Here is a 13,289-nt window from a genome sequence, read left to right as displayed (position 1 = left end):
ATGAAACACTAGAGTATTCATATAGTTCTTTAAAATGATTAAAATAGTATTCAGCATTTAAAAATAAATCTATAGACTAATACGTCATATTTATAGCGAGACCCCCGAGAAAACCGTACTAGTTGAAGACCCTAGAAATATTCACGGGTTTATCTGTGTAGTATTTCCGGCTGAAACTGTGCCCTGGGAGGGGAGTCGATTTAAAACAGTACATAAAAAATAAACCAACTAAAGTTGGGGGCTTTAGTTGGTTTTATATGTTGGTCTGTTTATATTTTATATTTTTTAGCTTACATTATACCTCTTCGTTAAGGTTTGGGTTTAAGTTCGATTATGATTTATAACCGAAATCTGGAATATTATGCCAACGCTCTTTAAAGTAATGTGCGATAGCTTTTGGCTTACGATCACGAGTGAAGATACCTTTTTTATTACCTTGAACACGGATAATACCATTTGATGTTTCAAAATCAGCAAAGTTCCATGTTTGTTCACCAATAAATTGAGGATATTGATCCATCACTTCATGATTGGCTTTATAGTATCTTAATTGATATTCTTCTGTAAACATTTGATCATCAATCGCATGCATACCTGCAACTGTATCAGCGCCATACTCTGTAAACATAATTGGTTTATTAGGTTGACGCTTAGACCATTCAGATAATTCTTTATCCAATGCTTCTTTAGCACTTTCTAAATCACCTGATTGTGTATACCAACCGTAATATCTATTGAGACAAAGTACATCAACTAAATCTTGTACTTCACAAACATCTGGTTGCGCCATTAGAATTGTAACAATTGTCACTGGTCTATTTTGTGGATCTTTTTCTCTAGCTAGGTTAATAAATGGTTCAAAGTATTCTTTCGCACCTTTTTCATTAGAAGCTGGTTCATTCGCAATAGACCACATTACTACACATGCGTGATTTTTATCTCTTTCAATTAATCCTTCAATCACTTCTTTGTGCGCTTGATGTGTTTGAATATCTTTCCACGTATCTTGTTGTTCGGCATCACCAATAAGTTCGACTGCGAAGTTAAGATGAATACCAACACCAGTTGTTTCATCAATCACAACAATACCTTGTTCATCAGCTAGACGCATCATTTCCTCTGAATAAGGATAGTGTGATGTTCTAAATGAGTTTGCGCCAATCCATTTCATCAAGTTAATATCCATCACATTAGCTGATTCATTTAAGCCACGTCCATTATAAAAAGTATCTTCGTGTTTACCGAATCCTTTAAAGTAAAATGGCTTATTATTAATTAAGAATTGACCGTTTTTCACTTCAACTGAACGAATACCAAAACGTTCAGTATAAACATCCACGCACTCAGTACCATTTAATAATTCTACTTTCATATTGTATAAATAAGAATTCAATGGTTCCCATAGACGTGGATTTTCAATAGTAATCTGACCTTCAGTACCCTCATGTTCAGCGACTACTGTTCCTTCTTCATCTAAAACAGTTACTTTAACTTTGTCGATTTGATCACCGTGTTGTTGTGTGCTCACTTTGTAATTCACAATACTTTGTGATTCACTTTTTACTTCAGGATTAATAACAATGTCCTCAATATAAGTTTGAGGTGTTGAATAAATTTTCACTGGGCGATGAATACCTGAGTAGTTAAAGAAGTCAAAGTTAGGTACATTGACAGGTGTCAAATTGCCGTCTTTATCTGTACGTTCACTATAGTTTCCTACAGGTAATGTACTGTGTGTCAGAACATTGTTCACAACAACTGTTAAACGGTGTGCACCAACAGTAGCGATATCAGAAATATCCGCTTCAAATGGTAAGAATCCACCTGAATGTGTCACGACTTCTTGACCATCGATATAAACTTTAGCGTGATGTGTCACAGAGCCGAATCTTAATACAATGCGTTCACCTTTTAGATGTTTAGGAATAACGATGTCGCGTTCATAACATACATCACCTACGTGATTTCTAATTGTTTGAATCACACCTTGATCATTAAATGAACCGGGAACAGCCATGACCTCATCTGTATCTAAAGGTTGACTCACATCAATTTTCTCTTGATGCTGAATTAATTTAAATTTCCATGTTCCACATAAATCAAGTAGTTGTCTTGTTTCTGTAAATATTGGATATAACAACTTAAGCTCCTCCTATTCATTAAACACCAGAATATGCGTTAAATCCTCCATCAATCGGTAATACTACACCATTTATAAAGCTAGATGCTTCTTCGCTTACTAGGAATAATAATGCACCAATAAGTTCTTCTGGTTTACCAAAGCGCTCCATAGGTGTCGCATTGATGATTTTTCTAGAGCGATCAGTGTAACTTCCGTCTTCATTTAATAATAATGCTTCATTTTGTTTTGTTAATAAAAATCCTGGTGCAATCGCATTGACGCGAATATTAGTTTTAGAGAAGTAAACACTTAACCATTGTGTAAAGTTACTAATTGCTGCTTTAGCACCACTATAACCAGGAATTTTAGTTAATGGTGTAAATGCGTTCATAGATGAAATGTTGATAATTGATGCTTCTTCTTTATCTAACATATCAGTTGCGAATACTTGTGAAGGAATAAATGTACCTAAGAAGTTAAGATCCATCACAAATCCTACGCTCTTTTCATCTAAATCGAAGAATGTCTTACCTTCTTGATCAAGTTGGCCTTCAAAACGTTCATCATCAGTTGTACCTTTTGGAGAATTTCCGCCAGCACCATTGATTAAAATATCAACGCTACCGAAAGCTTCATTAACTTCTTTTTTTACTCTTTCCATGTCCGCTTTTTTAGTGACGTCTCCTAAAAATACTTTAGATTCTCCACCTAATGCTTTGATTTGATCGACTAAACCATTATTATCATCTGCAATTCCAACCATAGCGACTTTAGCGCCACTTTGTGCTAATGCTGTTGACATCGCACTTCCAAGTACGCCTGTTCCGCCTGTAATTACTACTACTTTGTTAGTTAAATCTATATTGAAAGGTAATTTCATAAATTGATTTCTCCTTTAGTTTATTTGTTAGTTTTACTAACTGTTTCATATAACCCGTTTAAATATGTTGCACCTAAGGCACGGTCATACAATCCATAACCTGGTTTACCTGTTTCGCCCCATATCATACGTCCATGGTCAGGTCTAATTGGTCCTTCATATCCGAAATCATACATTGCTTGAACGACTTCATACATATCAATAGACCCATCTTCAGATAAATGACCAGATTCTTGGAATGATTTGTCACCAATTAATTTAACATTACGTGCATGTACAAAATGAACACGGTCTTTTTGGCCGAAATAACGTAACATATCTACAAAGTCATTTTTTCTATCTGCACCTAAAGAACCAGAACACATTGTTAATCCATTACTTCTAGAATCATATAAGTTAATGAATCGTTCTAAGTTTTCTTTGTTAGTGATGATACGTGGTAAGCCAAAGATATTCCAAGGTGGATCGTCCGGATGTATCGCCATTAGAACGTCTTCCTCTTCAGCAACCGGAATGACTTTTTGAATAAAGTAATTTAAGTTTTCCCATAATTTTTCTTCATCCACTTGTTTATAATCTTCAAATAATTGATTTAAGTCTTCTTTTGTATAACTTGAATCCCAACCAGGTAATGATAATTCACCACTTAGTGGATTCATTTTTTCAACATCTTTCTCATCATAAATTAAGCATGTAGATCCATCGTCTAAGCGATAATCTAATTGAGATCTTGTCCAGTCGAATACTGGCATAAAGTTATAACATACTGTGTTAATACCAACTTGTCCTAAATTGCGTAAAGTTTGGCAATAATTTTCAATATATTTATCTCTTGTCGGTTTACCTAATTTAATATCTTCATGTACTGGTACACTTTCAATCACAGATATTTCCATACCTGCATCTTCTACTTCTTGTTTTAATGCTTTGATTTTATCTAATGGCCATACCTCTCCAACTGGCACATCGTATATCGCAGTTACAATACCTTTCATCCCTGGTATTTGTTTAATATATTCTAAGCTAATGGGATCATCTTTCCCATACCATCTAAATGACATTTTCATAATATTGTCCTCCTAAATAAGTTTGAAATAATGATATGCATTGTTATAACAGATGTTCTCAATCATTCGTTGTAACAATTGATCATCATTTGGAATTTCACCTTTTTCTACTAAATCACCTATAAAAGTAGATAAAATTCGTCTAAAGTAATCATGTCTTGAGTATGAAATAAAGCTTCTTGAATCAGTAAGCATACCTACGAAATGCATTAATAATCCTTGATCTGCTAATGATGACATTTGGCGTAACATACCTCGTTTTGTATCATTAAACCACCAACCAGCACCGTGTTGAACTTTACTTTGAATACCAGGTTCAGTTTGGAAGTTTGCAATCGTAGAACCTACAATATCGTTATAAATTGGGTTTAAATTATATAAAATTGTTTTTGGTAAATGATTACCTTGTTCCATCATGTCTAACGTTGCGTTTAAATGATACGCTAAGTTGTCTTGATCTCGGATAGAATCAAATCCAGCATCTCTACCCACTTGTTCAAACATTTTAGTATTGTTATTTCGGATAGCGCCAAAGTGAATTTGCATTACCCAACCATATTCATGATAGGCTTTACTTAATTCGTTCAAAATAAATGTTTGGAATTGGAATGTTTCATATTTTGAAACGTCTTCATTATTTATAGCCTTATTGAAGATTGCTTCAATATCTTGTGTTGTATAACTTTCAAAATGTATTTCTTCTAAACCATGGTCAGCAAGACGTCCGCCTTTGTCATGGAAGTATTGAATACGTTGATTTAACGCATCTACAAATTGAGATGGATTATCTATTTTATGTGTTAAGCCTTCTAATTTTTGTATTAAATCAGTAAATGCTTTGTCACCAACTTTGAACACATCATCAGGTCTAAACGCTGGTAAGACTACAGTTTTAAAATCGTTTTGTTCTTTAATTTCATCATGATATTTTAAGTCATCTGTTGGGTTATCAGTTGTACAAATCAAATTAACATTTGAATTAGTGATTAATGATTGTGTCGTCACGTTATGTTCTTTTAAATAATCATTTGCTCGGTGATAAATCTCTTCAGCATTGTCACTTGTTAATAAGTCTTCAATTTCAAAATACATTTTTAATTCTAATTGTGACCAGTGATATAGTGGATTGCCAATTGAATTTTCTAATGCTTCAGCCCACTTTTTAAATTTTTCAAGTGGTTCAGCGTCTCCAGTAATGTATCTTTCTTCAATACCTTGTGCACGCATTGCACGCCATTTATAATGGTCACCACTTAACCATAAGTCAGCAATATTATCGCATTTAACATTATCACTAATTTGTTTTGGATCTAGGTGACAATGATAGTCGTAAATCGGCATTTCTTTCGCGAAATCATGATACAAGTGTTTAGCTGTTTCATTTTCTAGCATAAAGTCTTCGTTAATAAAAGCCATGCTCATTTCACTCCTTATATTTCTTCTCTTAATGCAAGTTCTTTAACAATTTGTTTATGTCGTTTATCTGTTAATGGATACCATATGAAGAAGATAATTAATGCAAGTAAACAAGCCACTGCCGGTACTGCAAAGAATAAAATTTTAAGACCTTGAATTGTACCAGCTGATTGCTCTACATTTGGTTTGTATCCTATAAATGTTAAAGCTAAACCAGGTACAAATCCTGCAAGTGCTTGTGATACTTTTCTTGTGAAACTGTAACTTGAATACGTAATACCTTCAGAACGTAATCCAAATTTCCATTGTCCGTATTCCACAACGTCAGCAATAAATGCCCAGATAACAGTGTTTGGAATAACTAAAAAGAATTGTGCAATGGTATTCATTACTAAGAACATAATATGGTTTTCACTAAAGAACATGAAATTTAAAGCTTCGAATATAACAAAACCGCCGATACCGATAAGTGCTGTTGCTTTTTTACCCATTTTTTTACTAATAAGTGTTGTTGCATATAATGCAGGTAATAATACTACAAAGTTTAATGTACTTACTAAACCTACTAAATTAGGTTCGTCTAACACATATTTAAAGTAGTAAAGCTGACAAGATTGAATTAAGAACATTGACATGATTGTTAATAATGTAAAGATGGCTAACACTGCAAATGCTTCGTTTTTCACTAAGTTAAAGAATGCTTTTTTGTTAAGGCCTTTTTCTTTAGGACGTTCAACGACGTGACGTTCTTTAACACCTTTATAGCAAATTAAATGGAATATAACACCAAATACTGCTAAGCCAGCAACCACTACTGGATAACCTATAGCATGGTTATCAAATTTAGATACTAATGGTATAACAACAATCCCTGCTATAAATAATGCACTTTGTGAACCTAAGTTTCTAAATACAGATAATTGTGTTCTGTCATCTGAGTTCATTGTCATAGCAGCAGATAATGAACCATAAGGAATGTTAACAACTGAGTATGCAGCATTGAATAATAAGTATGTAGCAAATGCCCACACTACTTTTCCTGTGTAACTAAAGTCGGGTGCAGTAAATGATAGCACCGTTACAATTGCTAATGGTACAGTTCCGTATAAAATAAATGGTTTGAATTTACCTTTAGGACCAATGTTACGTCGAGAATCGACAATTGTACCTACACCAGTATCCACAAATGCATCAAAAATCTTTGCTACTAAAAATACAAGACCACCGTAAAATGCTGAAATACCTAAAATATCAGTAAAGAACATCATTAAATAAATTTGTCCCATGTCAAACATCATACCGTTACCTAAGTCACCAAAACCGTATGATAATTTTTCTTTAAATCCTAAAGCAGGTTCTGCAATATGATTAAGTTTTTTAACTTTTCTATTTTCTCTTTTTTCAACTGTGTCTCCCATAATCGTGCCTTCTTTCTATCTATTAATGTCTCGGTTACTTTGAATAGACGCGTAAATATTTTCTAGACTTGCATAACTAAAATCACCAAATATATTGTGTTTATAGCTCATGTTATATATTCCAAATTCAACAATTTTTGCTAAATTCCATTTCTGCATAATCCCATAAATGACACCTACGCTAAATGCATCCCCAGTTCCTAATCTATCCAATATATCGACATCTATAGGATCAGTTTTAACTACCTGATTCTGTGTAGATAGAAATCCTTGTAAGCGGTTTCTTTTATGGCTAAAATTTTTTCTCTGTACAAACGCAATATATTTAATATTGTATTTATCGTGAATTTGTTTTAAATATGGTTTTATTACCTCAATGTCAGCCATTCTGTCTAATCCATCTTTTTGGTCATGTCCTTCATTGTCAGGCAATGCAATTGGTTCATAACCAAAGACTAAATCCACATCATATAATATGTCTGACATTTCTTTTCTAGCTGTTTCGAAATCCCATAAAGCAGCTCTGAAATTTAAATCACAACTTACAAATAGACCTAACTTTTTAGCTACTTTTACAGCTTTTTTCAAATATTGTAGTAATTCATTATTTAAACCAGCCGTAATACCAGTAATATGGAACCAATCATGTTCCTTTAGTATTACTTCGATATCATCATCTCGATGATAAAATTGACTAAATGTACTCATTTGACGATCATAGATAAGTCGGTGTGCACGTTGTGCATATCCACTTTCAGTAAAATAGAGTCCTAATCTTCCTTCTGCTTGACTAACATGTGTTGTATCAACACTATAACGTTTCAAATTTTGAATGATTTGATTTCCTAACTCATTATTTGGAACAGCGCTAATCATTGCAGTATCAATACCTAATCCTGATAATCCTATGGCAACGTTCATTTCTGCGCCACCATAATACGTATCTAATGATTGAGCTTGATTGAAGGTTTGATGATTCGGTGTGCTTAATCGCATTAAAATTTCGCCAAATGTGATGAATGACATCTCATCATCCTCTTATTTTCTTGAATTTTTCGACAAATTTTTGTGTATTTTCTTTAATAACTGGATCATTACCATCTTTGGAACCTTTCATTAATGCGCTACCAATACCAACTGCATACGCACCTTTTTGGTACCAGTCTTCCATGTTATCTAATGACACGCCACCAGATGGCATTAATTCAATATGTGGAATAGGTCCATGTATATTTTTTATAAAATTAGCTCCTAGTAAATCTCCAGGGAATAATTTCACTAAATCTACACCAGTTTCCATTGCTTGAACAATTTCAGTGACTGAACCACAACCTGGTAAATAAGGTATTGAATAACGGTTACACATTTTAGCAATTTCAGGATCAAAGTGTGGACTAACTATGTACTCTGCTCCATTTAAAATGGCTAATCGTGCGGTAGTACTATCTAAAACTGTACCTGCACCAATCACTACATTGTCATGTGTTTGATGTTGATTTAAATATTGAATCACTTCTTCAGCTTGTGGTGTAGTAAAGGTAATTTCGATGTTATAAATACCACCTTCTATCATCTGACTTACAGCAGCGATAGCATCCTCTTTACTTTTACCTCTCACAACAGCAACAAGATAATTGTCGTGTAAACGAGTTAATATCTGTGCTTTTTTCATTTAATCAACTCCTTGCTATTTAAAAAGTTTTTTTCTTCGCCAACCCAACTTCATTATATTTCTAATTGAAGAAACGTCAATTCAGTGTAAATTACTAGGAATTAATAAAAAATTAAAACCCTTTCATACAATCTTTAAAAAGAGTTGGTATCAAAGGGTTTTTAAAATATGCACATTTTCAGTGTGAATTCAGTGAGCGAAACAATTAGGCGTACTAAATTGCATTTGAAAAGCATAATTTTATATGATTTTTTGTAATTTTTTTAAGTCTTTTATAAAATTTTTACATCATTTTCAGAAAAATCAGCTATTTACATATTTTTCTTTGTGTTTAACTAGTGAAAAACAAAAATGAATGATAATTTTAAAATGTAATGTAAAAGTTAAACAAAATCATAAACCTTTACGTTATGTAACTTTTTCATCGTTTTCATCATGACAAGATTTTTTATATTCTAAGGGCGCAAGTTGATATTGTTCCTTAAAGCACTTTGAAAAATAGCCTTGCTGTTTAAAACCAACATAATGTGCTATTTCTTCAATTGTCATAGGCGTATTGATTAATAGATCTCGTCCTTTTTCAACACGTAGTTTCATAATATATTGAGACATAGACTGACCTGTTTCTTTCTTAAATAATCTTGAAAGATATGACGGCGCCAACCCTACTAAATCAGCCAATTCTTCTAGATGTATCGGGTGGTCTAAATTAATTTTAATATGTTGAATAACTGTGTTGACATTTGAACTATAATCTAAAGATTTTACATTTAATGCTGTTCGCGCATAATCATGAACCAATTGTTTGGTAATCATTTCTAATGTTTCGACGTCCATAGCATCATCAATTTTTGCAGCATAATAAGCTGACAGTTCGTTGATGATGAGTAAATTGACTTCTGCTTTTTCTATACTTTTACGGCATAGCGTATTGAGCAGATAGGCTTTGTATTTTTGATTTAATAAATCATCTTTTACACGTCTAATACCGGAAACCGAAACTTTCATTACTGAATATAAATTTAAAGCTTCATCGACATTACCATTTTGAATTGCTGTAAGCATCTTATTCTCAATGTCATAAGCTGATTTGATTTGGTTAAATGTATATTCATATTGTTCTTTGTCGTGCGAATGGGATTCAGGATTACGATGAAAACTAAAATCTAATTTTTCAACTTTATAATTTACATTTCTGTTTTTCAAATATCGTACTGTTAGACGTGCCATTTTTAACGCTTGGCTATACTGACAAACAGGTATTTGTAAAAGGTATTGTTTTAATATTGATAATTTAGAATATTTAATTTGTACTTGTTGTAACATCTCATGGCATCTTTTTTCATTAGGACGTTGATGCAAAAAAGGTCCGAGAATGACAACTCGATTATATTTTCGATACTTAAATAATAAAAAATTAACATCAAATTGATTCACATAATGATAAATACAATCACTTTTCATATTTTCCAAAAGTTTCTTTAACTCTAATTTGTATTTTTTACTTTTAGTATTAGTAAAAGGAGACTTTAAATGGTTACTGATATTTTTAATATCCGATAAGTCATAATGATTTATATCAACCATTAATAATTCAAACGCATGTACTTTTAAAACATCAAATATTTGTTGATTCAACATAATGATCACCTTCACTTAAGACTATAAACATAATAGAAAGGATTGAAAAATTTGAATTATTCACTAGAACATTTTCAACCTCAACATGACTATCTCATTTGTGTAGATTCAGATGGTTGCGGTATGGATACAATGACAATCAAACACGAACGTGCCTTTGGTCCTGCCCTACTTGATATTTGGAACTTGGACGATATAAAAGACGAAGTACTAGAACGTTGGAACCAATTTAACCTATATGAAATCACACGAGGTATTAATCGATTTCAAGGTCTGGAAAAAATGCTCACAGAATTACATGAGCAAGGTCGTACAGTTGACGGCTATCAAGACATTAAAGAATGGGTAGACAACACTTCAACATTTTCTAATCCTCAATTAGAACAAAATATGAAAGCGCATCCAGAAAAGAAAGGACTACGCTTAGCTTTAGATTGGTCTAATCGAGTAAATGAATTAATCGTGAAATTACCTAGTATAGGTCCATTTGATAATGTACATTCTGCTTTGAAACATGCACATAAAGATGCAGATATTGTTATTGTATCATCTGCCAATTTAAAAGCAGTAGAAACTGAATGGACAGAGCATGAACTTACACCATTTCTTTCAAGTATATTTGCGCAAGAAGCAGGCACTAAAAAGCATTGTATTAACCAACTAAAACCATTTTACAAATCTGGCCATATTTTAGTATTAGGAGATGCCAGAGGAGATTTACAAGCAGCTCAAGACAATCATGTTCATTTTTATCCAATATTAGCGGGACATGAAGCACAATCTTGGTATGACCTAGATCATACTTATATCGATTTATTTACTAATAATCAGTTTGATAATACTATTCAAGACCGTGTAATTCAACAATTTTATAATAATTTTGACTAAGGAGTGGCTTATTTATGGTAAAAGTAGATCTAAAATCTAAACCTTATAATCTTAACGATCAACAAATTCAATGGGTAGAAAATACACTATCAGAACTCACAGATGAAGAAAAAATTGGTCAATTATTTTTCAATTTATTCTTTTTAGAAGACGATGCAAACTTTAATGATAATGAATTAACAAATAAAGATATTCTTGATAAATATCATATTGGAGGCGCAAGATTCCAAGGTGGCAATGGACAACAAGTACAACACTTACTTAACGATTTACAACATAACAGTAAAATTCCGTTACTCATCGCTGCAAATTGTGATTCAGGTGGCAATGGCGCTTGTAAAGACGGTACTTACATTGCTTCTGCAGCTCAATGTGAAGCAGCTCAAGATACTAAAGTTGCATATAATGCAGGATATGTTTCTGGGCAAGAATCTAGTGCATTAGGTGTAAATATCAACTTTGACCCTTGTGTTGATATTCTTGAAAATTGGAGAAACACTATCGTTAATACTCGCGCATACGGAACAAATGCTGACACTGTAATTAAATATACAAATGCCTTTATCGAAGGCTTTAACCAAACAAAAGATATGATTACATGTATCAAACATTTCCCAGGTGATGGCACAGAAGAACGAGATCAACACCTTGTTTTAGGCGTAAATGAAATGACTCCAGACGAATGGGATCAAAGTTTCCGTAAAGTATATGCTAATCACATTGATAATGGCGTTGAAATGATTATGTCTGGTCATATCGCACTACCTCACTACTCTAAAAAATTAAACCCAGCTTTAAATGATGAAGACATTTTACCAGCAACATTATCTAAAGAACTAATTACAGATTTATTGAAAGATGATTTAAACTTTAACGGGCTTGTTGTAACTGATGCGAGTCATATGTTAGGTATGACAGCTGCGATGAAACGTGAAGATTATGTACCTCAAGCCATTGCTGCTGGTTGTGACATGTTCTTATTCTTTAATGATATTGAAGAAGATTTTAATTTCATGCTTAATGGTTATAAAAACGGCGTTATTACTGACGAACGTTTAAATGATGCTGTAAGACGTATTCTTGGATTAAAAGCAAAAATTAATCTACATGAAAAACAAGCTAATAACACTTTAGAAAAAGATGAAAAAGCATTAGAAGTTGTTGGTTGTGATAAACATATTGAAATGCAAAAAGAAGCAGCTGATTTAGGTATTACACTAGTGAAAAATACACTTAACCAATTACCTATTCGACCTGAAACACATAAAAACATTCGTCTTTATGTTATTGAAGGTGAAAAAAATGGATTGTATAAATCTGATGACTCACTTACAGATAATTTAGTATCTATATTAGAAAAACGAGGCTTTAATGTAACAGTAAACGACGGCTCAACACGTATTAAAGGTAAAACTTTAGAATATCGTGATGAAGTTGATGCTGCTTTAGTATTTGCCAATATTGTAGGTTACGCAGCTGAAAACAACTACCGTATCCGTTGGTCAACTGCTATGAGTAATGAAATTCCTTGGTATGTACATGAAGTGCCAACAGTATTCACTTCACTTAACTTCACAACTCATTTACATGACGCAACAATGGTTAAAGCATATATCAATGCTTATCATTCAAATCAAATCAGTTTAGAAACAGTGGTAGATAAAATCATGGGAGAATCAGACTTTAAAGGGGTACCAAACGACCTAGTTTGGACAAATAAATGGCAAGCTAAATTATAGAAGTTAGTGGTATTTCTGCTTAATATGGTTGTTATAGAACAAAAAACAGTATAAGAATAAACCCTAGAAAAATAGCCAGTAAATGAGTTTTATAAATTCATTTACTGGCTTCTTTATTTATAATACTTTGTATTATTGGCTCCCTATGCCCAACCTGCTTTGCTTGTTGAAACTGGATAAACCAGTTTCTTTGTGTTGGGTCCCTTCTTAGGGGACAGCTTCAGCCTACCCCAACTTGCTTTGCTGGGGCCCCGGTCTTCAGCTTGTCCTGTTCCCTCAAGAGTCTCGCCAAAATGCTCCGTATTTATATGTAAATTGAAATTAAAAGATGCTCCAAGATAAAATCCTTTGTCCAATTTGTACATAAATGATATGTCACAACACCTTAATGAAATCGATGAAACAACTACTTTTATTTTTGGAGATTGAATTTATAGAAATTAAAA

At 32.9% G+C, this 13,289-nt stretch carries 10 protein-coding genes; 2 read left to right on the top strand and 8 right to left on the bottom strand.

Annotated elements, in window-relative coordinates; translation table 11 throughout:
* Positions 1-331 precede the first annotated feature (331 nt).
* The 8 genes from uidA to GVY01_RS11590 all read right to left on the bottom strand — a co-directional run bounded on the left by uidA (position 332) and on the right by GVY01_RS11590 (position 10,216).
* On the bottom strand, positions 332-2,140 hold the full coding sequence (gene uidA, locus GVY01_RS11625) for a beta-glucuronidase (RefSeq protein WP_159333773.1): 1,809 nt from the start codon (positions 2,138-2,140) through the stop codon (positions 332-334).
* A gap of 19 nt (positions 2,141-2,159) precedes the next feature.
* Positions 2,160-3,002: an SDR family oxidoreductase gene (locus GVY01_RS11620; RefSeq protein WP_017636681.1), complete on the bottom strand. Its 843-nt coding sequence runs from the start codon at positions 3,000-3,002 to the stop codon at positions 2,160-2,162.
* A 20-nt stretch (positions 3,003-3,022) separates the two neighbouring features.
* Positions 3,023-4,069 (bottom strand): mannonate dehydratase, encoded by a 1,047-nt coding sequence (gene uxuA / locus GVY01_RS11615; RefSeq protein ID WP_017636682.1) that lies wholly within the window; start codon positions 4,067-4,069, stop codon positions 3,023-3,025.
* Between the two features lie 12 nt (positions 4,070-4,081).
* Positions 4,082-5,485 carry a glucuronate isomerase gene (uxaC, locus tag GVY01_RS11610; protein ID WP_017636683.1) on the bottom strand — a complete coding sequence of 468 codons (1,404 nt, stop codon included), beginning with the start codon at positions 5,483-5,485 and terminating at the stop codon, positions 4,082-4,084.
* Between the two features lie 14 nt (positions 5,486-5,499).
* Positions 5,500-6,903, bottom strand: a complete 1,404-nt coding sequence (locus tag GVY01_RS11605; protein ID WP_017636684.1) for a glycoside-pentoside-hexuronide (GPH):cation symporter — start codon at positions 6,901-6,903, stop codon at positions 5,500-5,502.
* A 15-nt stretch (positions 6,904-6,918) separates the two neighbouring features.
* Positions 6,919-7,929, bottom strand: coding sequence for a sugar kinase (locus GVY01_RS11600; RefSeq protein WP_159333772.1), 1,011 nt, complete (start codon positions 7,927-7,929; stop codon positions 6,919-6,921).
* A 4-nt stretch (positions 7,930-7,933) separates the two neighbouring features.
* Complete coding sequence (locus GVY01_RS11595; RefSeq protein ID WP_017636686.1) at positions 7,934-8,575, bottom strand: bifunctional 2-keto-4-hydroxyglutarate aldolase/2-keto-3-deoxy-6-phosphogluconate aldolase; 642 nt, start codon at positions 8,573-8,575, stop codon at positions 7,934-7,936.
* 408 nt (positions 8,576-8,983) lie between these two features.
* On the bottom strand, positions 8,984-10,216 hold the full coding sequence (locus GVY01_RS11590; protein ID WP_017636687.1) for a helix-turn-helix domain-containing protein: 1,233 nt from the start codon (positions 10,214-10,216) through the stop codon (positions 8,984-8,986).
* A 51-nt stretch (positions 10,217-10,267) separates the two neighbouring features.
* Here GVY01_RS11590 and GVY01_RS11585 point away from each other — a divergent pair, with 51 nt between their 5' ends.
* Positions 10,268-11,104 (top strand): hypothetical protein, encoded by an 837-nt coding sequence (locus GVY01_RS11585; RefSeq protein ID WP_017636688.1) that lies wholly within the window; start codon positions 10,268-10,270, stop codon positions 11,102-11,104.
* Positions 11,105-11,118: 14 nt separating this feature from the next.
* Entirely contained in the window at positions 11,119-12,843 is a 1,725-nt protein-coding gene (locus GVY01_RS11580; protein WP_017636689.1) for a glycoside hydrolase family 3 protein, read from the top strand.
* Positions 12,844-13,289: the final 446 nt, after the last annotated feature.

It is taken from the genome of Staphylococcus sp. 8AQ, from assembly GCF_902506595.1.
Classification (GTDB): Bacteria; Bacillota; Bacilli; order Staphylococcales; family Staphylococcaceae; genus Staphylococcus; species Staphylococcus pasteuri.
The sequence above is the reverse complement of the archived record's forward strand: the minus strand, read 5'-3'. Positions and strand labels throughout refer to the sequence as shown.

Excerpts from the sequence above, each read along its gene's own strand:
- GVY01_RS11620 (WP_017636681.1), bottom strand. The coding sequence starts at position 3,002 with ATGAAATTACCTTTCAATATAGATTTAACTAACAAAGTAGTAGTAATT.
- GVY01_RS11590 (WP_017636687.1), bottom strand. The coding sequence starts at position 10,216 with ATGTTGAATCAACAAATATTTGATGTTTTAAAAGTACATGCGTTTGAA.
- uxaC (WP_017636683.1), bottom strand. The coding sequence starts at position 5,485 with ATGGCTTTTATTAACGAAGACTTTATGCTAGAAAATGAAACAGCTAAA.
- GVY01_RS11580 (WP_017636689.1), top strand. The coding sequence starts at position 11,119 with ATGGTAAAAGTAGATCTAAAATCTAAACCTTATAATCTTAACGATCAA.
- GVY01_RS11600 (WP_159333772.1), bottom strand. The coding sequence starts at position 7,929 with ATGTCATTCATCACATTTGGCGAAATTTTAATGCGATTAAGCACACCG.
- GVY01_RS11595 (WP_017636686.1), bottom strand. The coding sequence starts at position 8,575 with ATGAAAAAAGCACAGATATTAACTCGTTTACACGACAATTATCTTGTT.
- uxuA (WP_017636682.1), bottom strand. The coding sequence starts at position 4,069 with ATGAAAATGTCATTTAGATGGTATGGGAAAGATGATCCCATTAGCTTA.
- GVY01_RS11605 (WP_017636684.1), bottom strand. The coding sequence starts at position 6,903 with ATGGGAGACACAGTTGAAAAAAGAGAAAATAGAAAAGTTAAAAAACTT.